Below are 23,292 nucleotides of genomic sequence, written 5' to 3'. Positions count from 1 at the left end.
AAAGAAATGAAAAAGATAAGTACTTTTGCTGCTTTGCTGTTGATGGCAGCAGCTGCAATGTTCTCCACATCTTGCGAGAACGATAATATCAATCCATACGATTACGTGAATAATGGCGGTAATGGAAATGGTAATGGTAATGGAAGCAATGGGAACCAGGGTTCAGAAAATGCCTTTACAACGAAGGTGGCAGAATATCCTGCCGGTTCTGTGGTTTGGACCAAGGATACTACCCTGAGCCAGAGCGTTGAGATTCCTGTAGGAGCATCGCTCTACATTGAGCCGGGCGTAACCGTTACCTGCAAGTCAGAGGTTCAGGTGCCAGTAGAAATCGTGGTATTGGGCAATCTTTATTGCCTGGGAACTGCCGAAAAACCGGTAGTCTTTACTTCTGATACCAGGAAGCCTGCTGATTGGGGCGGCATCATCTGCGGATATAATTCTGAGGAGGTGGTGCTCAACCACGTGGATGTGGGCTATGCCGGCGCTACTCCTACCGAGAGTTCAGCTTCTTTCCAGAACAAGCTTTTCAAGACCACCATCGATGGCGGTGTGCCAGCCTTTCACTTCTGTAATGTAAACGGCAAGTTTGTGATGGCAAACAGTTTCTTCCATGACAACTACAACGATCAGACTTACTTTACCGGTGGTAACGGTGTGATTATCAACAATATCTTTGCCGATAGCGGAAATGCAGCCGATGGCGGTGAGACCATCAACGTGAAGGCGGGTTGCAAGCTCGATGTAGCCAACAACATCATCTACAACGCCTGCACCAACGCCTTTAAGCTTTCGAATGCCGGCAATAGCGAGGTAATCCCTCTCTCTGAGATGACCGTCTATAACAACACCATCGTCAACTGCGGCTGGCGCCGTTCCAAAAACAAGAAGGGTGGTTCTGTCTGGGTAGAGAAGGCAGCGAAGCCAGTCTTCGTGAACAACCTCATCTACGATTCCCGTTTCGGTCTGAAGCAGCCAAAGAAGGATGGTGTAGATATGGAGCACAGTCGTCTTACACCAAACTACTACTTTGCATCTACAGAGACTGGCGTAGCACAGATGGCGAAGGCTGCAGAGCTCGGCATCTGGTTTGATACCGACATTAAGAGTAGCGTGGCTGGTCAGCTCAATCCACTCTTCAAAAACTTCAAACAGAGCGAGAAGATGAATATCAACTGTGAGATTGATAAAGTGGAGAATGGTGCTCCATTAGCATTCGACAAGAGTTGGAATTTCGATTATCAGGCAGGCAGTCCTGCTCTCTCAGGAGGTGTAACCGATTTTACTCCGCTCTTCCCTAGTGGTCTGCCATTCTTCGGTATGAAGCAGGTGAATTTCCTGGATAAGAATAACGACCAGAACTATTACTTTGCCGCTCCATTGCCAAGCGCAAGATTCGGACTCTCCTCCTCTTATTTCCTTTCTCCCTCTTTCCAGTATTAATAATGTGTTAATCTCGGGAAAAGTCTTGGTTGATTATAGGATAAAATGTTCTTTAACCTTATTGAAATCTCCGTTCATAGACGTTGAACGGCGGTTCAACGTCTTTGAACGGACATTCAACGTCTATGAACGGAGATTTTATCTAGTTATAAATGCTTTTATTCTTAGTTGAAAGAACTGTTTTAGTAGGTTAAAATCCTTGTTTTACCCCTCTTCTTGTTCTAATAAAAAAGAAAAAAGCTTTGAAAACAATCTCGTTTTCAAAGCTTTTTCCTTATTTATGCCTCTTTCTTCTTCGTCTTAGGAAGAACGAGGTTGAGTACTACGCCGATGACGGCGGAAAGACCGATGCCGGAAATGGCGAAGGAACCGGATGAGAGAACGGCGCCACCCAAGCCCATCGTCAGCATCACAGAGATGATGATGACATTGCGGGTTTCATTCATGTCTACCTTGTTCTGCATCAGATTCTGAACGCCCACACTTGCGATGGTTCCGAAAAGCAGCAGCATGATGCCACCTAAAACCGCCTGAGGAATGCTCTGCAACAAAGCACTCAACTTGCCCACGATGGAGAAACAGATGGCGGTGGCTGCGGATATGCGAATCACGGCAGGACTCGTTACCTTGGTGATAGACATCGCACCTGTTACCTCTGAATAAGTGGTCTCAGGAGGTCCGCCCAGAAAGGCTGAACAGAGACATGCCAGTCCATCGCCCAACATCGTGCGATGCAATCCCGGATCTGCCACGAAATCCTTCTTGGCTACGGCACTCACCACATACACATCGCCGATATGCTCCAGCACCGGAGCTATTGCCACGGGCAACATATAGAGGAATGGAGCCCAGGAGAAATGGGTGATGGTATCGAAGGATACAGGACAGGAGAACCATGATGCCGCTGCCACGCCCGAGAAATCTACCTCGCCCATGCAGATGGCGATGACATAGCCCACGATAACCCCCGAAATGATAGGAACCAGCTTCATCAAGCCCTTGCAGAAGGTAAGCACCAGGATAGCGGTGATGAGCGATGCAAAGGCGAGAATCCAGTTGGTCTTTGCCATATCCACAGCGCTGCCCGAAAGGGAGAGACCGATGAGGATGATGGCGGGACCGATGACTACCGGAGGAAAAATCCTGTCCAGCAGTTTCTTGCCCTGCCATTTCACTAGGGCGCTCATGACGAAATACACCAGAGAAACGCTGGTTAGTCCGGCGATTGTTCCCGGCAGTCCCCATTGCTTGGTTGCAGCGATGATAGGGGCGATAAAGGCGAAGGAACTGCCCAGAAAGATAGGCACCTTACCCTTGGTGATGAAGTGAAAAAGAAAGGTTCCTACACCAGCGGTGAAGAGAGCCGTTGCCGGATCGATGCCTATCAGAAGAGGCACCAGAACCGTTGCACCGAAAGCCACAAACAGGAATTGTACTCCCACAAGGGTTTTCTTGGTCATAGAAAGTTGTTCTGTATCCATAGTCGATATTCTTTATTAGTCTTTCAGACTCTCCTGATACCAGGCGAAGAGTTTCTTCACACCATCCTCAATCTCTACCTTATGCGTCCAGCCGAGGCTGTGGAGCTTATCTACAGAGATGAGCTTGCGCATGGTTCCATCTGGCTTGCTAGCGTCAAACTCTACCTCGCCTTCGAAACCTACTGCCTTTACTACAAGCTCAGAAAGTTCACGGATGGTGAGCTCCTTGCCGGTACCCACGTTGATGTGGCAGTTGCGAATCTCACCGAGAGAAGGGATAGCGCCACCACGGCCCTCAGAGTTGTTTCTATCCACAGCACCATCTACCTTGGCACCATAGAATACAGAACTGTACTTCTCGATACCGATGATGTCCTTGAAATCTACATTCAGGAGCACGTGAACGCTGGCATCTGCCATATCCTCGCTCCAGAGGAATTCACGCAATGGTTTGCCTGTTCCCCAAAGCACTACCTTGTTGTCGTAGATGCCATAGAACTCCAGCGCCTTCAGAATGCGCTCGTGAGAGTTGCTGCCGTCTACGTTACCCTCGCCGATGATTTCGCGGAGCTTATCAGTAGGATTGATAGGGCGCTTGTTCATATCCACCTCTATGCTGTGCCAGTCGCCATCGTGGATGAGTTTGGCAAGATAAATCTTGCGCATCATCGCAGGCATTACGTGGCTGTTCTCCAGATGGAAGTTATCGTTAGGGCCATAGAGGTTGGTTGGCATCACAGCGATATAGTTGGTACCATACTGAAGGTTGTAGCTCTCGCACATCTTCAGTCCGGCAATCTTGGCGATGGCATATTCCTCGTTGGTATATTCCAGCGGAGAAGTAAGGAGCACATCTTCACTCATTGGCTGTGGTGCATTCTTAGGATAGATGCAGGTAGAGCCCAGGAAGAGGAGCTTCTTCACGCCATGAGAATAAGCGTTGCTGATTACGTTGCATTGCATCTTCATGTTCTGCATGATGAAGTCTGCACGATACAATGAATTCGCCATGATACCGCCCACGAAGGCAGCAGCCAATACTACTGCATCCGGCTTTTCCTCGTCAAAGAACTTCTCTACTGCATACTGGTCGGTCAAGTCGAGTTCTTTGTGAGAACTACCTACCAGGTTGTTATAACCTCTCTTCTTGAGGTTATTCCAGATAGCAGAACCCACGAGTCCGTGGTGTCCTGCAATATAAATCTTAGAATTCTTATCCAACATAATTACTTAACAATTCCCTTTTCCAAATATTCTGCAAGATTGCAGCGAACCTTCTGACCGGCATCCTCGGCAGCTACCTTCGCCATATCGCTCTCTACCATGATCTTTACGAGATCCTCGAAAGAGGTGGTGTTAGGATTCCAGTTGAGCTTAGCCTTAGCCTTTGTTGGGTCACCCCAGAGGTTCACCACGTCGGTAGGGCGGTAGAAATCAGGAGAAACCTCAACGAGTGTCTTGCCGATGAGTTCCTCAGGACCCTCAACGCAGATACCCTTCTCGTTCTCATCCTTGCCTTCCCATTTCAGTTCGATTCCTACATAGTGGAACGCCAGCTGGGCGAACTCACGGACAGAGTGCTGCTTACCTGTTGCAATCACGAAGTCCTCTGGTTTCTCAGCCTGGAGAATCAGCCACATACACTCTACATAATCCTTGGCATACCCCCAGTCGCGGAGCGAATCCAGGTTACCGAGATAGAGCTTGTCTTGCTTGCCCTGCTTGATGCGTGCCGCTGCCAAAGTAATCTTGCGGGTAACGAAAGTCTCGCCACGGCGCTCACTTTCATGATTGAAGAGGATACCAGAGCAGCAGAACATATCATAAGCCTCACGATACTCCTTGACAATCCAGAAACCATACTGCTTGGCAACAGCGTATGGAGAATAAGGGTGGAATGGAGTGTTCTCGTTCTGAGGAACCTCTTCTACCTTACCGTAGAGCTCAGATGTTGAAGCCTGATACATACGGCAGGTCTTCTCCAGACCGCATTGGCGGATAGCCTCCAGGATACGGAGCACACCGGTAGCATCTACATCTGCTGTAAACTCAGGGGAGTCGAAGCTCACCTGTACGTGGCTCTGTGCTGCCAGATTATATACCTCAGTAGGTTTCACCTTGTTCATTACCTGGATGATACTCATAGAGTCACCGAGGTCAGCATAGTGAAGATGGAAATTAGGCGTACCCTCCAAATGGGCAATTCTTTCGCGGTAGTCGGTAGATGACCGGCGGATAGTTCCGTGAACATCATACCCTTTTTCCAACAATAATTCAGCCAAGTATGAACCATCCTGGCCTGTAATACCTGTAATTAAAGCTACTTTTCTATTCATGTCATTATATGTTTTTAATGATGTCTTTTTATTGAATAAGTCAGAATATCTGTGGGTGAACCGGATTAAGCCTTAGCAATCAGGTTTTCAAAGTCATCACAGAATTCAGTCATCTGGTGATAGAGTAGATTGCAACCCTTATTGGATAATTCTTCATCTGGTAGCGGACCGCTGTTAATTGCTACCGTAAAAATGTTGGCTGCCACGCCGGCACGGACGCCCAAAGGAGCATTCTCTACCACGATGCCTTCCCAGGGTTTCAGGTTTCCTGCCTTCTGCAATCCCATGAGATATGGGTCAGGATTTGGTTTGCCGCGCTTTACATCATAGGCGGTTACGATATGTGCTTCATCCAGAAAATCGCCGAAGTCGTTGAGCAGTCGCATGATGAGCGGGCGCTGTCCGCTTCCTGTTACCACTCCTACCTGCATGCCGGCATCTTTAATCTTCTGCATGATTTCCTTTACGCCAGGAAATATTTCGGCAGTAGGCATCGAGTGGAATATTTCGGTCTTCACATCATACATCTTCTGTGCTTCGTCCAGCGTGATGTCGATGCCCTTCTGCTTCTTCACCATCATCTGGATGGTGTCAATGCCTCGGGCTCCTTCGGTGGCATAAGCATCGGCTGCTGTCATGTGGATATCAAACTGTTTCATCGATTCCTGCCATGCCACAGCATGATTTGGCATACTGTTGTACAGCACGCCGTCCATATCAAAAAGCACGGCTTTAGGGTTGAATTCCCCAAAGCCGTGTTCTTTCATATATTTAAAAATAATTTCCTTCATCAATTATTCATTCTTCAAGCGCTCCTGGATAGCTTTGCTCTCTGCCTCATAACCTGGCTTGTTGAGCAATGCGAACATATTCTTCTTGTATGCCTCAACACCAGGCTGGTTGAATGGATTCACCTCTTCCAAGAGACCGCTGATACCGCAAGCCTTCTCGAAGAAGTAGATCAGCTGACCGAGGTAGTAAGCGTTCAACTCAGGTACGTTAACCAGGATGTTAGGAACACCACCGTCAACGTGAGCCAGACGTGTACCGAGCTCAGCCATCTTGTTCACCTCGTCAACACGCTTGCCCTCGAGGAAGTTCAAACCGTCGAGGTTCTCATCATCGTGAGGGAAGAGCAACTTCTCGTTAGGAGTCTCTACGCTGATAACTGTCTCGAAGATAGAGCGCTCGCCCTCCTGAATCCACTGGCCCATAGAGTGAAGGTCGGTAGTGAAGTCGCAAGCTGCTGGGAAGATACCCTTCTGGTCCTTACCCTCGCTCTCACCATAGAGCTGCTTCCACCACTCAGCGAAGTAGTGAAGTTTAGGCTGGAAGTTGCATACAATCTCAATCTTCTTGCCAGCCTGAGTATAGAGAGCCTGACGTGTAGCTGCATAGATAGCTGCAGGATTCTCCTCGAAAGCTACGTCCTTGCCGCAAGCCTTCTCCATGTCAGCCGCACCAGCTACGAGCTGCTTTACATCGAAACCAGCTACTGCGATAGGCAACAAACCTACTGGAGTCAAAACAGAGAAACGGCCACCTACATTGTCAGGGATGATGAAGCTCTTGTAGCCCTCCTTGTCAGCACAAGTACGTGCAGCACCCTTCTTGGCGTCGGTTACAGCTACGATAACATCCTTAGCCTCTTCCTTACCGCGCTGATCCTCGCATTGCTTCTTCAGAAGACGGAAAGCGAGAGCAGTCTCAGTAGTGGTACCAGATTTAGAGATATTGATGACACCAAACTTCTTGTCCTTCAAGAAAGAAGTCAACTCGAAGAGGTAGTCCTCACCGATATTGTTACCTGCGAAGAGGATAGTAGGGTTCTTCTTGTCGTTTACGAGCCAAGCGAAAGAGTTGCCGAGGCCTTCGATAACGGCGCGTGCACCGAGGTAGCTACCACCGATACCTGCTACAACAACCACCTCACACTTTTCGCGCAAAGTATTGGCAACAGCCTGAATCTCATTGAGGAACTCAGGAGTGATAGAAGATGGCAAATGCAACCATCCCAAGAAATCGTTACCTTCACAAGTGCCGTTCTCAAGAGCTTCCTGAGCGGCCTTAACCTTAGGCTCGTAAGCCTTTACTGCACCTTCTGCAAGGAATGATGCAGCCTTTGTAATGTTTAAGCTGATACTTTTCATTTTTTCTTTTAATATCTAAATGAATGTGTTAATGTTACTACTTGAAGACAAACTCTTCTGCCGAAACCGAAGGATAGGATGTGCCTATCTGAACGAGTCGGTCAAGAGTTTGATTTCTATTTGCGGACTGATGCGCTCGTACAATATATTATATACAGCATCGAGAATCGGCATATTGACGTGCATGTGGCGGTTGATTTCCTTCATACACTTGGTGCCGAAATATCCTTCTGCAATCATCTCCATCTCTATCTGCGCACTCTTCACGCTGTAGCCCTTGCCTATCATGGTTCCGAATGTGCGGTTGCGGGAAAAGTTGCTGTAACCTGTTACGAGCAAGTCGCCCAGATAAACTGAGTCGTACATGCTTCGGTCGATAGGGTGGACGGCTGTCAGGAAGCGGTGCATCTCCTGAACGGCATTTGACATGAGTACCGCCTGGAAGTTGTCACCATACTTCAGACCGCCACAGATACCTGCTGCGATGGCGTATACGTTCTTCAGAACCGAAGAGTATTCGATACCGATGACATCGCTCGAAGTCTTGGTCTTGATGAATTCGCTCGCCAGACAATCGTTGGCGAAGGCACGCGCCTTTTCGGTATCGCTACAGCCCACGGTGAGATAGCTCAGTCGCTCCAGTGCCACTTCCTCGGCATGAGAAGGACCTCCGATGCAGGCGAGGTTCTCGTAAGGCACATCGTAAACCTGATGGAAATACTCTGAGCAAACGAGGTTTTCATCAGGTACAATACCTTTGATGGCTGTGATGATGAACTTGTCGCTGAGTCGCGTCTTGAGCTTTTTGAGATGATTCTTCAGATAAGGCGACGGGGTGACGAACACGAGTGTATCGTAATTCTGCACTATCTTGTTGATGTCGGAAGAGAAGAAAATCTCATCTACATTGAATCGTGCCGACATCAGATAGGCAGGGTTGTGCCCCATGCGCTTGAAGTCCTCGATGCGGTCATCGCGACGCATATACCAGCCTATGTGATGAGTATGACCCACCACAATCTTGGCTATTGCCGTAGCCCAGCTACCGCCGCCAATTATCGCTATTTTACCGCAGTTGAACACTTCGAATGAATTTATAATTAATTATGCATTATCAATTAAGCATTTGCTGCATTAATCCAGCCCTGGATGTCGTCAACAGAAGGCTTCTCGTAGCCGAGCTTGTACTTCTTGTTGATTTCTCCAATCTTCTGCTGCAAGCCTTGTGCTTTTTCTTCACGGATATCAGAGATGAGGTTGAAGCCTGCCTTGCGGAGCACGTATGCCCAATCCTCTGGCACGCCAATCTCTTCCCATTCCTTGATGGTACTCTGTGGCATCTTCTTCTCTGGCTTCATCTGTGGGAAGAACAGTACCTCCTGAATGAAGGTCTTGCCTGTCATCAACATGACCAAGCGGTCGATACCGATACCGATACCTGATGTTGGAGGCATACCGTACTGGAGGGCACGGAGGAAGTCCTGATCGATGATCATCGCCTCGTCATCACCCTTGTCAGCAAGCTTCATCTGGTCGATGAAACGCTCTTCCTGGTCAATTGGGTCGTTGAGCTCAGAGTATGCATTGGCAAGCTCCTTACCGTTTACCATCAACTCGAAACGCTCGGTCAAGCCTGGCTTAGAACGGTGCATCTTGGTCAATGGAGACATCTCTACAGGATAGTCGGTGATGAAGGTTGGCTGGAGGAAAGTGCCCTCGCAGAACTCGCCGAAGAGCTCATCAATCAACTTACCCTTACCCATGGTCTCATCTACGTCCATGCCCTTCTCCTTGCAGAATGCGCGGATCTCTTCCTCGGTCTTGCCGTTGCAGTCGAAACCGGTCTTTTCCTTGATGGCATCGAGGATAGGCAGACGGCGATATGGAGCCTTGAAGCTGATGATGTTGCCATCAATCTCGCGCTCTGGCTTGCCGTTTACGGCGATACAGATTGTTTCGAGCAACTTCTCTGTGAAAGCCATCATCCAGTTGTAGTCCTTGTACTGAACATAAAGCTCCATACAGGTAAACTCAGGGTTGTGGTTGCGGTCCATACCCTCGTTGCGGAAGTTCTTGCCGATTTCATAAACACCCTCGAAACCACCTACGATGAGGCGCTTCAGGTAGAGCTCGGTAGCGATACGCATGTACATATCCTGATCGAGCGCATTGAAGTGGGTGATGAATGGGCGGGCAGAAGCACCACCGGCAATGCTCTGCAGGGTAGGAGTCTCTACCTCAGTATAACCTGCGTTGTCGAGTACGCTGCGGAGAGTGCGGAGTACGGTAGCACGCTGTAGGAAAGTATCCTTTACGCCATCATTAACGATGAGGTCAACGTAGCGCTGGCGGTAACGCAACTCTGGATCATCGAACTTGTCGTAAGCCACGCCATCCTTATACTTCACGATAGGGAGTGGCTTCAAGCTCTTAGAGAGCAGGCACAGTTCCTTGGCGTGAACGGAAATCTCGCCAGTCTGTGTGCGGAATACGAAACCCTTTACACCGATGAAGTCACCGATATCGAGGAGTTTCTTGAAAACAGTATTATAAAGGTCCTTGTTCTCGTCTGGACAAATCTCGTCGCGGGCGATATAAACCTGGATTCTTCCCTTTGAGTCCTGCAACTCAGCGAAGCTAGCTTTACCCATTACGCGGCGACCCATCATACGTCCGGCGATAACTACCTGGCGTGGCTCGTTCTCGTCCTTGAATTCAGCCTTGATATCAGTGCTGAATGCATTGGTTGGAAACTCTGCTGCTGGGTATGGGTCGATACCCATCTCGCGCAATGTCTGAAGACTCTGTCTGCGAACGATTTCCTGTTCGCTTAGCTCTAAAATGTTCATATTCTATTCAGATATATCTTTTATTTTCTTATTTTTGGTGCAAAAATACAAAATAAATCTGAACTATATGCCGTTTTTTATGTTTTTTATTATTAAAGAAAGGAAAAGGTATGTAAAGTTTGCCCTTCATCAAATAAAAAGTGCGATAAATTTTGTTTTCTCTAAAGAAAGTCTTACCTTTGCGTTGAGTTTATCAGAAACATACTTTGGAGCGAAGAGAAAACGAATAGCTCTGAATCAATAACAAAATACGAAAAATAGGAGATCATAAGATGAACATAGATGAATTAGTAAAAAGAATCAGCAAGACTGATGGATTATCCAAGACCCTCGGAATGCATTTCATTTCTACCCCTGAGCCTGATACGCTTCAGGCAACGATGAAGGTAGATGAGCGTAATCGCCAACCTTTCGGCTTCTTGAGTGGAGGTGCTTCCCTGGCTCTTGCCGAGAATGTGGCGGGTATCGGTTCCCTGGCGCTCTGCCCGGGACAGATTGCCGTGGGTATCAACGTGAGCGGTACTCATGTTCAGGCGGTCAGCGAGGGCGATACGGTTACTGCCTTTGCCAAGATTGTGCACAAGGGCAGAACCTTGCATACCTGGCAGGTGGATATCAAGAATACGGCTGGTGAGGTAATCTGTACTGTACAGGTAACCAACTATGTGTTCACTCCAAAGAAAGACAATCAGAAAAAGGGGGCAGAAACAAAGGTATGATAGCTTTTGCGTATTATCGTCTTCCTTATCTGCACCATGCTACCTATGTGGCTCAGCATGAGGGAGAACCTGAGGTACTCTCTTCTGTGGCAGAACTGAATGGCAAGGAAGGTTTCGTGATAGCTCCTTTCGCGCCATCCAGCGAATGTCCCGTGGTGCTGATGCATCCGGATGAAAGCAAACTACTCTCTGCCGAGGGGGCTGAAAATGCATCGCGATGCGGCACTTCCTACGTCGGGATGCAGCAGGATTTACATCGGGACGCAGCAAAATCTACGTCGGGACGTAATTTTGAAGCCTATGCAAGGGAGTTTGAATGCTTTCACCGGCAGCTCTCTGAAGGTAAATTCAGCAAGATAGTTCTGGCAAGAAAACTGCGTATTCAGAGCAATCGGCAGCCTTTTGAATCTGTACAGACTTCAGTTGTGCAAGATGCCGGCAAGACTTCAGCTGTGCAGAATACAGCCAATGCTTCAGTTGTGCAGGATTCAGACTCTTTAAAGGCTCTGTTTCTGAAGACCTGCCGGATGTATCCCCGTCTTTTTGTAGCCTTGGTTTATACACCCCAATCGGGTTTATGGCTGATGGCTACACCTGAAATTCTGCTCAAAGGTGAACAGAATCAGATGGCAACCATGTCGCTGGCAGGCACCCAAAAGGCTGAACCTTCCAAGACCGTAGCCGATTATCCTGTAGAAGGGATAGAATGGTCGGAGAAGAACAGAGAGGAACAGCAGTATGTAACCGATTATATCGAGGATTGCATCAAGGTCTTTTCGGATGAATATCAGAAGAAGGGACCTTATACCACGATGGCTGCCAATCTCTATCATCTCCGTACAGACATTGCTTTCCGTCTGCATGATACGGGGCGTCTGGGCGATGTGCTCGATGCCTTATATCCTACGCCTGCCGTCTGCGGAATACCGAAGGATGAAGCTCGCCGGTTTATCCTGCAGTATGAACATCAGTCGCGCAAATATTATAGTGGTTTTGTGGGACCGATTTCGCCGAAAGGAAAGACGCATCTCTATGTTTCCCTGCGCTGCATGAACATTCTGGATGACGGCTCCTGCGAACTCTATGCCGGAGGCGGATTGCTGAAGGAAAGCGAGATGGAGAAGGAGTGGAAGGAAACTGAAGCTAAGATGCAGACCATCCTGTCGGTCCTGTAAAGGTCTTGCAGAGAAATGATAGGGATTCATTCTGATTTTATAATGCTAAAAGACAAAAGCTCTTCAAGAATCTGAAAACATAAAAACAACCTAAAAAATAAGGTGAAATGTATAGCAATAAAGAAAACGTCAATATTTTGACAAGTTTACTGGTAGCGCATGGTGTTCGCCATGCTGTAGTGTGTCCGGGCAGCAGAAATGCAGCTATAGTTCATAATCTCAACGAGTGTGAAGACATTACTTGCTATCCTGTAACCGACGAACGTAGCGCCGGCTTCCAAGCTCTTGGACTTTCTATGGCTGAAGGTTATCAGCCTGTTGTAGTGTGTGTGACTTCGGGTTCTGCATTGCTCAATCTTTATCCGGCAGTAGCTGAGGCTTATTATCAGCAAATCCCGCTCATCGTGATTTCTGCCGACAGACCGGCACAGTGGATTAACCAGCTGGATGGTCAGACGCTTCCTCAGCCTGATGCTTTGGGGCAGATGGTAAGAAAAGCAGTATCTCTGCCAGAAGTGTTCGAAGGTGAGCAGCAGGAAGAGATGCATTGGTATTGCAACCGGCTGGTCAACGAAGCGCTGTTGAAAAGCATGGGGCGGGTAAAGGGTCCTGTACACATCAATGTACCTATCTCTGAGCCTTTCTATTCGTTTACGAAAGAAGCTTTGCCCGTTGAGCGCAAGATAGAGGTTGCTTACTGCAGGGCAAATATTGACACATTTGATGGAACCCCTTTTGAATGTGTGTTAAAAGCCAAACGTCCTTTGTTGGTAATAGGACAGTTGGACAATACCGAAAAATATGTAGACTTGTTGGCTTATATTGACCGGATGCCTATATTATGGGAATCTCTGGCAATGCCACCTTATCTATATAAGGTTCAGGAAGAACTGGGAGAAGATTGGAATAAAACCACCTTGTATGGCGCTTTCGAGAATTTGCTGGATGAAATAAAGGACGATGAAAGATTCCGTCCTGACCTGGTGGTTTATATAGGTGGACATATTGTGAGCAAGAAGTTGAAATCTTATCTGCGTTCGCTTAAAGGAGTTGAGCAGATAAGAATCTCGCAAGAGGCTGATATCGAAGATACGTTCATGCATCTTACTAAAGTGATGGATTTGCCAAACAGTGATGCCATGTCATGGTTGGGTAATTTTGGCTGGCACAACCACTGGGAGGATTATCGCAAATTGTGGATGGATGCGTTGGCTAAAAGCTATGAACGCAAAGAGAACTTCAAGCCTGAGTTCAGCAGTCTGGCTACCGTAAAGGAATTCTTCAGCCAGCTTCAGAAAGTTGAGCCTCAGGATTTCAAAGCGTTCACCTTAGGCGGTAAAGATGCTCAGGACGATGGTATCTATGACCGCGAATTCGATACATTCCTTCCAGGTATGATGAGCAGCGTCATCTCGGGCAACAGTTCTGCCATCCGGTTGATGAATCAGTATGCCGACCGCCATGTTTACTGCAATCGTGGGGTGAACGGCATAGAAGGTTCTCTTTCTACGGCTGTAGGTTTCTCGATGTGCAAGAACAAGTCTGATAAGCATGTATACTGCGTTCTCGGCGATCTGAGTTTCTTCTATGACCAGAATGCGCTCTGGAATAGAAATCTGAACGGCAAGCTCCGTATCATCGTGCTCAATAATGGTGGCGGTGCCATCTTTGGCAAGTTCCAGGGATTAAAGGAGAGTCAGGCTCGTGAAGAAATAATAATGGCAAAGCATCATGCAACGGCTGAAGGAATCTGTAGTCAGAATGAGGTAAAATATCTCGCAGCTCATACGATGGAAGAGATGGAACAGGGCATCTGCCAATTGATTCATGCCGAGAGCGAGCGCCCGATGCTTCTGGAGGTTTTCACCGATATGGATGTAGATAATGAGATGCTGGAAGCCGTTCAGAAGTGCTGATAGAGGACCTGTAAGGAACTATAACTGATAGTTCTTTCAAAAGAATAAGATAAATAGTAATCATAAAGTTCAAAATTCAAAGTTCAAAGTAATAAAATGAGAGAATGGAAAAAGATAGAAGGTTTTGATTTCAAGGAAATCATCTTCGAGGAGTATAATCATATCGCTAAGATTACCATCAATCGTGAGCGCTACCGTAATGCCTTCACACCGTTGACCACTTGGGAGATGGCACAGGCGTTCAACTATTGCCGCGACTGTCTGGATATCCGTGTGGTCATTCTGACGGGTGCCGGTGATAAGGCATTCTGTGCAGGAGGTGACATGCATGTGAAGGGCCGCGGCGGTTATGTAGGTAATGACGGTGTGCCTCGCCTGAATGTGCTCGATGTGCAGATGCAGATTCGCCGTCTGCCAAAGCCGGTTATCGCTATGGTGAATGGTTATGCCATCGGTGGCGGTCATGTGCTTCATGTGATGTGCGACCTGACCATCGCTTCAGAGAATGCCATCTTTGGACAGACTGGTCCTAAGGTGGGAAGCTTCGATGCCGGTTTCGGTTCTTCTTATCTGGCAAGAATGGTGGGTCAGAAGAAGGCTCGCGAAATTTGGTTCCTTTGCAAGCAGTATTCTGCCAAGGAGGCTGAAGAGATGGGAATGGTGAACAAGGTGGTGCCTCTCGAAAAGTTGGAAGATACCTGTGTAGAGTGGGCTGAAATCATGATGGAACGTTCGCCTCTGGCACTCCGTATGATCAAGGCTGGCTTGAATGCCGAACTGGATGGTCAGGCTGGTATTCAGGAGTTGGCTGGCGATGCCACGATGCTCTATTATACGATGGATGAGGCTCAGGAGGGTGGCAAGGCGTTCCTTGAGAAGCGCAAGCCTCGCTTCGAGGATTATCCTCAGTTCCCATAAATTCATCATCTATAAACAATAAAAACCTCGGAAGATGCATAAAAGCAATCTTCCGAGGTTTCTTGTTTTTTATTCGTGAGTAGCGAATCTCTGCTCTGCCAGTTTCTCGTATTTGGTGCCTGGCTTGCCATAGTTGGCATACGGCCAGATGCTGATGCCGCCACGAGGAGTAAAGATGCCTGTTACCTCTATATATTTAGGGTCCATCAGCTTGATGAGATCCTTCATGATGATGTTTACGCAGTCTTCATGGAAATCGCCATGATTGCGGAAACTGAAGAGATAAAGTTTCAGACTCTTGCTCTCTACCATCTTTACGTCAGGAATATAGCTGATGCGAATCTCTGCGAAATCTGGCTGACCCGTAATAGGGCAGAGCGATGTAAACTCAGGGCAGTTGAAACGTACCCAGTAATCATTGCCAGGATGCTTGTTCACGAAAGTTTCGAGCACCTCTGGCGCATAATCCATTCTATATGTAGTCTTGGCACCTAATGCCTGAAGACCGTCTTCTTTTCTATCCACGCTTGGTAATGTTTTAATGTTTGATATTTACTGATGTCTTTTAGCCGAGGCTGAAGATCTTGAATACATTGTAGGAGATGTTATTGTCGTATGCATCTTCACCTTCATGCTTCTTCACGTATTTCACTACACGGATGGTCAGAGGCAGTACCACAATCTCGTAGGCAGTCTTCAGTATCACCTGCCAGAGCATGAGCCAAGGCAATTCTGATGTAGGCACCACACCGCCTAAGGCAAGTGGGAAGAAGATAAGACTGTCGCAACTCTCACCGGCAATGGTACTGAGGATGGCACGGGCAGAGAAATGCTTGCCGCCATCGCGGATTTTCATCACGCTCATCACATAGGCATTGGCAAACGAACCGATGATGAAGGCTACGAAAGAGGCTGCTGCAATGCGGGGTGCCAGACCGAAGATGGCATGAAAACCGGCATCGTTGGTCCAATAAGGCGCTGCAGGAATGGCATCGCAGATAGCACCCAGCGCCACGAAGAAGAAGTTCATCGCAAAGCCGGTCCAGATCAACAGACGCGCTTTCTGATAGCCCCATACTTCACATACCACATCGTTGATGATGTAGCTTACAGGGAATACGATAAGTCCACCGGTAAGGGAAACTGGCCCGAAGGCGATTTGCTTTGTTTCGAGTACGTTTGCTGCAATCAGGCAAACGCAGAAGAGGATGCTGAAAAGCATAAACAGCACGCTCACTTGAGTTTTTTTCTTGTCCATTTTCTTGTTTTTTACGAGGTTTACCAAGCACTCGGGTTATTGAATATGATGATTCTTTTCAGAAATCGGCTGCAAAATTACAACATTTCTTCTTAATAGCCAAATATTTGGGCAAAAAAAATGGCTCCAAATACTAATCACTAGCACTTGGAGCCCTTATCTAACTAAAAACCTAAAACTTTTTTCTAAAAACTAAACCTAACAATCTTAACCTATGAGAAACTAACCTTTTCAGATTATATTGTGATAGCGAAATAACACTCTTGTTATCCGCTGTCATCTGTCATCAAGCAACAGATATACCAAAAAGTTGTTTCATGACAAGATGTCAGAGAAGATTTACTTTTCCATAAACTTCTTTGCAGCTCTTAACTGATGTCTCATCACACTCAGGAATTCCTGACTCTCCTGCAGTACGTTGAGATAAACCAGAGAAATCTGCATCAGCGTATTGTCAGTCATGTGCTGGATGCGGTCGATATGCTTCTTGCGGAGAACAGAGAGCTCGTCTTTGCAGGCATCTGCCTCGGCAAGAATCTCGCGATAGCTGTCATATCTGCCGGTCTCTATCAGTTCGCAGCTCATGCGCATCAGGTCGTTGATCTTCTGGCGTACAGGAGTAAACTCCTTGATGTATTCAGCAGGAAGCGGATTGAAGTTGTTGTCAACATGTTCCTTGATTGGGTCGAGCATACGGCGCAGAGAGTAGATAAACTGCTGGTTGCTGTTGGCACCCAGATGGAACCAGGTGTTGCGCTCGATGGCAATCTCGATAGGCGATTTCTTCAAACCGAGCATCTCCTGACGGCGGAACTTCTTCAGCATATCCTGTTCCTTCTTCAGATCCTTGTTGGCATGACGAAGGTCGCGGGTATTCTCGTTGGCAAGACCATCCATAATCTGGTTGAACTCGTTCAGGGCGAAGTGGCAGACGTAAGACTGGGTGCGTGAAACCTGACGGCGAAGCAAATCCCATACAATCTCCGGGTCGCGAGAACGCATCATCAGCTGGAAGGTACTACTCTTGCCCTCTTCCTTAGCCTTCTTGTTATACTGGATGTTGCTGCGGATGAGCAGGTAGATAACCAAACCCATGAAGCAAGCCTGGATGCCCACACCACCAAAGTGCATGATGATACAGACAATGGCACAGGCTGCGAAAGCTACACCGGCTGTGATGAACCAACCACCGATTACACTCAATACACCTGTTACACGGAATACGGCACTCTCGCGGCTCCATGCTCTATCAGCAAGTGAAGAACCCATAGCTACCATGAAGGTAACGTAGGTGGTAGAGAGAGGCAACTTGAGGTTGGTACCGATGGTGATCAGCATGGAAGCAAGTACCAGGTTAACGGCTGCACGAACCACGTCGAAAGCAGCACTCTCCTCGAGTTCAACATCATTCTTGTCGAAACGGCTGTTGATCCAGTTCATCAGTGCCTTTGGCATAAACTGCTTCAACCATGAATCTGTAGCCTGGCAGTTGCGTACAATCACGCGGGCTGCAGAAGAACTTCCGAACATCTCATCACCCTCGTCCTGACGGCTCAAGTCAACAGAAGTCTTGATTACGTTCTGTGCCTTCTTGGATGTCGCCATGGCGATAATCATCACGGCACCGGCAGCAAGCAGAAAGCCTGGAGTGGTCTTGGCACTCTCCATCAATGAAGTCATCATAAACTGGTCTGGCGCTGCACCGTTGGCATTTGCCATATAGTCCTGATAAGAAGAGAGACCTGCCAGAGGCACACCGATGAAGTTTACCAGGTCGTTACCTGCGAAAGCCATAGCCAGGGCGAAAGTACCCATCAGCACCGTAAACTTGAAGATGTTGACACGGCAGAGGTGCAGGAATTCCATTACAACAGCAGATACCACGAAGGTGATGCAGATGAGGAAACCGAGATTCTGGTCGATGTAATCGCGCACCTCAGCAGGCAGGTAAGGACTCTTGCCCAAACCCTTCATGAAGATGAAGTAAGAGAGGGCTGTAAAGGCGATACCGCCGAAGATAGCGATACTGTAGCGGCTGTGCTTGCGGTAGTTGAAGGTGAAAATGATACGGGAAAGCCACATCACAAAGGCACCAAACACGAAGGCGATGATGACAGATGAGAAGATACCCATGATTACCTCCAATGCCTTGTTACTGTTCAGCAATACGCCATAGTTGAGGCTGTCGTCGCCATACATCTTCAATGTAGCGAGAATGAAAGCACCACCCAGTAACTCGAATACCAGAGAGACAGTAGTTGAGGTTGGCATACCTAAGGTGTTGAACACATCCAGGATGATGACATCAGTCACCATGACCGCCAGGAAGAGCGTCATTACCTCTTCGAATGTAAAGTGGTCAGGACTCATGATACCATGTCTGGCGATATCCATCATTCCTGAAGACATAATGGCTCCCAGAACCACACCGCAGGATGCGATAATCAGCACCGTGCGAAACTTAGCCACCTTAGCTCCGATGGCAGATTGCAGGAAGTTGACAGCATCGTTGCTGACTCCTACGAAGAGATCGAACACTGCTAAACAGAGCAGGAAGATCACAATACATAAATAAATTGTACCCATTATTATCTTAATGTTTATTGTTATTGTTTACTTTGTGGGGGACATTTCTTTCCCTTATTTGCGGGAGTTATCCATTTTCTCCTTCTTTTCGGCAGCAAAAGTACGTAGGAAATGTTACAGGCTATTTAAACAGATGTTACATTCTTGTTAAAAACGATTTTTCTTCTGTTTTTCTGAAAGAAAGTAGTTATCTTTGCAGTCAGAACGCCTATATATAATAAGGTGTAAAACATAACAAACATGAAAATGGATAGATTTAAAGATATCAAGGCGATAGCCTTCGATGCCGATGATACGCTCTGGGCATTACAGGAATATTTCGAAGAGGTGGAGCATGAATATTGCGAACTTCTTTCTGAATACGGAAAAGAGAAAGAAATCTCTGCCGCTCTTCTGGAGACGGAAAGTGGTAATATGGCTGACTTGGGGTATGGCTGCAAGGCTTTCACCATTTCGCTGGTAGAGAATGCCGTGAAGGTAAGTAAGGGCAAGGTTTCTGCCTATGTGATTGCTCAGATTATAGGGCTGGGAAAGAGTCTGCTGCATCTTGATGCCAAACCGCTGGAGGGGGTAGAGGAGACGCTGGCTCTGCTGCATGAAAAGAAGAAAGAGGGCAGGAAATTGAAACTTGCCGTCTTTACGAAGGGAGAGTTGCAGGATCAGGAGAATAAATTATGGCGCTCGGGTTTGCAGCGTTATTTTGATGTGGTAAGTATTGTGAGCGATAAAAAGCCTGAAGCTTACCGCCGCCTCTGTAGGGAGTTGGATGTCCAGCCTTCAGAACTCGTGATGGTGGGTAACAGTTTCAAAAGTGATATTGCTCCTGCGCTGAGCATCGGCTGTTCTGCCATCCATATTCCTGCCCAATCTATTTGGGCGCATGAGAAGACTGAAGAGTATGAACACCCGAAACTCCGCCGCATCTCATATTTCAAGGAAATTCTTGATTGGATATAAAGGGGGAGAATATCGATCTTTTCTCTTTATCTGCTGATATCCATCTACCGTGTTTTACGGTTTTATGTGCGTTAAATGTTTGAAAATCAGCTAGTTTACTACCTTGTTACGGTGCTTTACCGTATCATGTATGTTAAGTGTTTGAAAAACAATAAGTTTACCCACTTGACCCCTTAAAATAAGGGGGCAAGCCTTACTTTAGGATAACTCTTAGTAAAAAGGGACTAAGAGTTATCCTATTTCTTTATCAATATACGCAAGGATTTCTTCTTGCTGTTCTGGATGGAACCATTGGATAGTGGTATCCCGCTTAAACCAGGTAAGCTGCTTGCGCATGTATTCACGGCTGTGCGACTGGATTTGTCTGATAGCTTCATCGCGGTCTATTTCGCCGTCAAAGTAGGAGAACATTTCTTTGTAGCCCACGGTTCTCAAGGCGGTGAGACCCTTCTGTGGGTATACGCTGCGGGCTTCTGCCTCCAGACCTTCGTCCATCATCATCAGTACACGCTGGTTGATGCGGTCGTAGAGTTCAGTTCTGTCGCGGTTCAGACCTATCTTGATGATGCGGAAAGGGCGCTGCTTCTTTTCGGCTGTGCGGAAAGAAGTATAAGTCTTGCCGGTCTGATGGCAGATTTCCAGGGCATGAACCACGCGGCGAGGATTCTTCCTGTCTACTATCGCCCAATGCTCCGGGTCCATCTTGTGAAGTTCTTCTACCAGTGCCTCCAGCCCTTCCTCTTCCAGACGCTGTTTCATCCAAGTGCGTATGTCGTCACGAACAGTAGGGATGTCGTCGATTCCCTTGCATACAGCATCGATATACATCATGCTGCCACCTGTAAGCAGAGCCACATCGTGATTCTTGAAGATATCTTCCTGCAGGAGATTCATCACATCAGCCTCGTATTGGGCAGCACTGTAATAATCTTCGATGTGGTGGTTTCCTACGAAATAATGCTTTACCCGCTGCTGCTGTTCGGCAGTAGGGGCTGCGGTTCCGATAGGGAGTTCGGCGAAGATCTGGCGGGAGTCGGCATTGATGATAGGTATAGCGAGATGCTCTGCCAGTGAAAGGCAAAGCTCCGTTTTACCTACACCGGTAGGACCTAAGACCACAATCAATGTTTTCATATATTATTCCTTATATTCAAGAAAAAAGCATCCTTGCTCGTTTCATAAACCTATGCAAGGATGCTCTTTTTACCTTTTTACTTTTTTACCCTTTTACTTTTATCGGATAATGCCTCGCTGAGAACTCTCTACGAAGTCGATAATATACTGAATCTCCTTGGTAACCTCAAGATTCTTCTTGATTTCCTCGATACCTTCCTTCAATATACCCTTGCTGTAGAGCAGGCGATAAGCCTCGTGGATGTTCTGGATGGTCTCGTTGCTGAAACCACGGCGACGCAAACCGATGAGGTTGATGCTGCAATAGCGGGTTGGTTCCTTGCCGGCAATGATATAAGGAGGAATATCCTGAGAGAAACGGCAACCGCCCTGGATCATCACGTAACCTGCGATATGGCAGAACTGGTGAACGAGAACGTTGGCGCTGACGATGGCGTTGTCATCTACTACCACCTCACCGGCAAACTTGGTAGAGTTGCCGATAATCAAGCCGCTGCCAAGCACGCAGTCGTGAGCCACGTGAACGGTTTCCATCAGGAGGTTGTTGCTGCCTACTACGGTCTTGCCCTTAGAGGCTGTACCACGAGAGATAGTAACGTTCTCACGGATACTGTTGTTATCGCCAACCTCGCATGTTGTCTGCTCGCCCTTGAACTTCAAATCCTGAGGCTTGGTAGAGATGCTGGCACCTGGGAAGAACTCATTGTTGTTTCCGATGCGGGCACCTACATGGATGGTGACGCTGTTCTGTAATACATTGTTGTCGCCCAAAACGGTATCCTTATCAATATAGCAGAAAGGGCCGATGATGTTGTTATCACCGAGTTTTGCCTCTGGGTGAACGAACGCTAATGGACTAATCTGATTCATTTCTATTTAGTTTAAAGTTTATAATTTATAGTTTATAGCCTGAACCACCTAAGCAATCTTGCTAAACGGCGCAGCCGCTATAAACTATTAACTATTAACTGATTTTTACTTGTTCTTAACAATCTGTGCTGTGAAAGTAGCCTCAGCCACCACCTGGTCGCCTACGAACATATAGCCTTTCATAGAGCTGATGCCATGACGTACAGGTGCGAGGAGTTCTACACGGAAGAGGAGGGTATCGCCCGGAACCACCTTCTTGCGGAACTTCACATCATCGAGCTTCATGAAGTAAGTACTCCAGCGCTCAGGCTCCTCCAACTGGTTGAGGACGAGCAGACCGCCACACTGTGCCATAGCCTCTACCTGGAGAACACCTGGCATAACCGGCTCCTCTGGGAAGTGACCGGTGAAGAAAGGCTCGTTGCTGGTTACATTCTTTACGCCCACGATGCTGCTAGGACCCATAGCGATGACCTTGTCGACCAGCTGCATAGGGTAGCGGTGAGGCAGGAGCTGGCGGATGCGGATATTATCCATGATTGGCTCCTCGTTAGGATCGTAGATAGGAGCCTGAATCTCGTGCTTGCGAATCTCCTTGCGCATGAGGCGGGCGAACTTGTTGTTTACGGTATGGCCAGGACGGGTAGCGATGATGCGACCCTTGATAGGCTTGCCGATGAGTGCCATATCGCCGATGATATCGAGCAGTTTATGACGTGTACACTCGTTCTCCCACTGCAATGGGCGGTGCTGTATATAACCCAACTTGTTGGCATCCATGTGAGGCACCTTGAGATGGTCGGCGAGCTGGTCGAGCTGAGCCTGTTCTACCTGGCGCTCGTAGATAACGATGGCATTGTCCAGGTCACCACCCTTGATGAGGTTAGCCTGGAGCAGAGGCATGATATCGCGTACGAAAACGAAGGTACGGGCAGAAGCAATCTCCTCTGCGTATGTCTCCATCTTTTCGAGGGTAGCAAACTGGCTGTTGATGAATTTGCTCTCGAAAGAACACATGGCTGTGATGCTGAAGTCCTCGTCTGGAAGAATGGTGATAACAGACCCGTTATTATCTTTCACCTCAATCTTATGACGGATGATGTAGTAATCTTTCTCTGCATTCTGTTCCTGGATGCCTACGCTCTGAATCTTCTCTACATAAGGAGCAGCAGAACCGTCGAGGATAGGGAACTCAGGACCATTTACCTGGATGAGACAGTTGTCGATGCCGAGGGCATAGAGTGCTGACATACCATGTTCGATGGTAGAAACGCGGATGTCGCCCTTACCGAGTACGGTACCGCGCTGTGTTTCAACAACGTTTTCAGCTACAGCCTGGATGACAGGCTCGCCTTCAAGGTCGATGCGCTGTATTTTATAACCGGTGTTCTCTGGTGCTGGATTGAATGTTACGGTGAGGCTCAAGCCTGTATGCAAACCCTTTCCGCAAAGAGAGAAGCTACCTTTCAGTGTCTTCTGTTTTGACATAACGATTTATTT

General features: G+C 47.6%; 19 protein-coding genes. 6 read left to right on the top strand and 13 right to left on the bottom strand.

Going from position 1 to position 23,292, the window contains the following annotated elements:
* Window positions 1-6: 6 nt before the first annotated feature.
* Window positions 7-1,443 (top strand): hypothetical protein, encoded by a 1,437-nt coding sequence (locus tag FO447_RS07945; protein ID WP_200758377.1) that lies wholly within the window; start codon window positions 7-9, stop codon window positions 1,441-1,443.
* Between the two features lie 278 nt (window positions 1,444-1,721).
* Here FO447_RS07945 and FO447_RS07940 read toward each other — a convergent pair whose 3' ends face one another.
* From FO447_RS07940 to lysS, 7 genes are all read right to left on the bottom strand, one after another.
* Window positions 1,722-2,924, bottom strand: coding sequence for a uracil-xanthine permease family protein (locus FO447_RS07940; protein ID WP_117691623.1), 1,203 nt, complete (start codon window positions 2,922-2,924; stop codon window positions 1,722-1,724).
* Window positions 2,925-2,939: 15 nt separating this feature from the next.
* A complete protein-coding gene (locus FO447_RS07935) occupies window positions 2,940-4,145 on the bottom strand; it encodes a GDP-L-fucose synthase family protein (RefSeq protein ID WP_200758500.1) in 1,206 nt (401 codons plus the stop codon).
* A 5-nt stretch (window positions 4,146-4,150) separates the two neighbouring features.
* Window positions 4,151-5,260, bottom strand: a complete 1,110-nt coding sequence (gmd, locus tag FO447_RS07930; RefSeq protein ID WP_022121697.1) for a GDP-mannose 4,6-dehydratase — start codon at window positions 5,258-5,260, stop codon at window positions 4,151-4,153.
* Between the two features lie 65 nt (window positions 5,261-5,325).
* Window positions 5,326-6,051: an HAD family hydrolase gene (locus FO447_RS07925; RefSeq protein WP_117691754.1), complete on the bottom strand. Its 726-nt coding sequence runs from the start codon at window positions 6,049-6,051 to the stop codon at window positions 5,326-5,328.
* A gap of 3 nt (window positions 6,052-6,054) precedes the next feature.
* Complete coding sequence (locus tag FO447_RS07920) at window positions 6,055-7,410, bottom strand: glucose-6-phosphate isomerase (RefSeq protein WP_200758375.1); 1,356 nt, start codon at window positions 7,408-7,410, stop codon at window positions 6,055-6,057.
* 84 nt (window positions 7,411-7,494) lie between these two features.
* Complete coding sequence (locus tag FO447_RS07915) at window positions 7,495-8,493, bottom strand: NAD(P)H-dependent glycerol-3-phosphate dehydrogenase (protein ID WP_006847212.1); 999 nt, start codon at window positions 8,491-8,493, stop codon at window positions 7,495-7,497.
* Between the two features lie 35 nt (window positions 8,494-8,528).
* Entirely contained in the window at window positions 8,529-10,259 is a 1,731-nt protein-coding gene (gene lysS, locus FO447_RS07910) for a lysine--tRNA ligase (RefSeq protein WP_200758373.1), read from the bottom strand.
* Between the two features lie 272 nt (window positions 10,260-10,531).
* Between lysS and FO447_RS07905 the strand changes: the two genes are divergently transcribed.
* From FO447_RS07905 to menB, 4 genes are all read left to right on the top strand, one after another.
* The gene (locus FO447_RS07905) at window positions 10,532-10,978 is read left to right on the top strand and encodes a PaaI family thioesterase (RefSeq protein ID WP_118255541.1); all 447 of its coding nucleotides are present in this window, start codon (window positions 10,532-10,534) and stop codon (window positions 10,976-10,978) included.
* Window positions 10,975-12,153, top strand: a complete 1,179-nt coding sequence (locus tag FO447_RS07900; protein WP_200758371.1) for a chorismate-binding protein — start codon at window positions 10,975-10,977, stop codon at window positions 12,151-12,153. The genes FO447_RS07905 and FO447_RS07900 overlap by 4 nt, the downstream gene beginning before the upstream one ends.
* 137 nt (window positions 12,154-12,290) lie before the next feature.
* Window positions 12,291-14,069, top strand: coding sequence for a 2-succinyl-5-enolpyruvyl-6-hydroxy-3-cyclohexene-1-carboxylic-acid synthase (gene menD, locus FO447_RS07895; RefSeq protein WP_234699092.1), 1,779 nt, complete (start codon window positions 12,291-12,293; stop codon window positions 14,067-14,069).
* A 96-nt stretch (window positions 14,070-14,165) separates the two neighbouring features.
* A complete protein-coding gene (menB, locus tag FO447_RS07890) occupies window positions 14,166-14,987 on the top strand; it encodes a 1,4-dihydroxy-2-naphthoyl-CoA synthase (protein ID WP_022121706.1) in 822 nt (273 codons plus the stop codon).
* Between the two features lie 69 nt (window positions 14,988-15,056).
* Here menB and queF read toward each other — a convergent pair whose 3' ends face one another.
* The 3 genes from queF to FO447_RS07875 all read right to left on the bottom strand — a co-directional run bounded on the left by queF (window position 15,057) and on the right by FO447_RS07875 (window position 18,831).
* Entirely contained in the window at window positions 15,057-15,512 is a 456-nt protein-coding gene (queF, locus tag FO447_RS07885; protein ID WP_006847219.1) for a preQ(1) synthase, read from the bottom strand.
* Between the two features lie 40 nt (window positions 15,513-15,552).
* A complete protein-coding gene (locus FO447_RS07880; RefSeq protein WP_200758367.1) occupies window positions 15,553-16,245 on the bottom strand; it encodes a queuosine precursor transporter in 693 nt (230 codons plus the stop codon).
* 339 nt (window positions 16,246-16,584) lie between these two features.
* Entirely contained in the window at window positions 16,585-18,831 is a 2,247-nt protein-coding gene (locus FO447_RS07875) for an inorganic phosphate transporter (protein ID WP_200758365.1), read from the bottom strand.
* Window positions 18,832-19,071: 240 nt separating this feature from the next.
* Between FO447_RS07875 and FO447_RS07870 the strand changes: the two genes are divergently transcribed.
* On the top strand, window positions 19,072-19,788 hold the full coding sequence (locus FO447_RS07870; protein ID WP_200758363.1) for an HAD family hydrolase: 717 nt from the start codon (window positions 19,072-19,074) through the stop codon (window positions 19,786-19,788).
* Between the two features lie 231 nt (window positions 19,789-20,019).
* Here FO447_RS07870 and miaA read toward each other — a convergent pair whose 3' ends face one another.
* The 3 genes from miaA to FO447_RS07855 all read right to left on the bottom strand — a co-directional run bounded on the left by miaA (window position 20,020) and on the right by FO447_RS07855 (window position 23,280).
* On the bottom strand, window positions 20,020-20,922 hold the full coding sequence (gene miaA, locus FO447_RS07865; protein WP_200758361.1) for a tRNA (adenosine(37)-N6)-dimethylallyltransferase MiaA: 903 nt from the start codon (window positions 20,920-20,922) through the stop codon (window positions 20,020-20,022).
* A 99-nt stretch (window positions 20,923-21,021) separates the two neighbouring features.
* On the bottom strand, window positions 21,022-21,792 hold the full coding sequence (gene lpxA / locus FO447_RS07860) for an acyl-ACP--UDP-N-acetylglucosamine O-acyltransferase (RefSeq protein WP_022120462.1): 771 nt from the start codon (window positions 21,790-21,792) through the stop codon (window positions 21,022-21,024).
* A 105-nt stretch (window positions 21,793-21,897) separates the two neighbouring features.
* The gene (locus FO447_RS07855) at window positions 21,898-23,280 is read right to left on the bottom strand and encodes a bifunctional UDP-3-O-[3-hydroxymyristoyl] N-acetylglucosamine deacetylase/3-hydroxyacyl-ACP dehydratase (protein WP_238406082.1); all 1,383 of its coding nucleotides are present in this window, start codon (window positions 23,278-23,280) and stop codon (window positions 21,898-21,900) included.
* Window positions 23,281-23,292: the final 12 nt, after the last annotated feature.

The sequence above is a fragment of the Segatella copri genome (assembly GCF_015074785.1).
Taxonomy (GTDB): Bacteria; Bacteroidota; Bacteroidia; order Bacteroidales; family Bacteroidaceae; genus Prevotella.
This window is presented reverse-complemented; position numbering and strand designations above follow the sequence as displayed.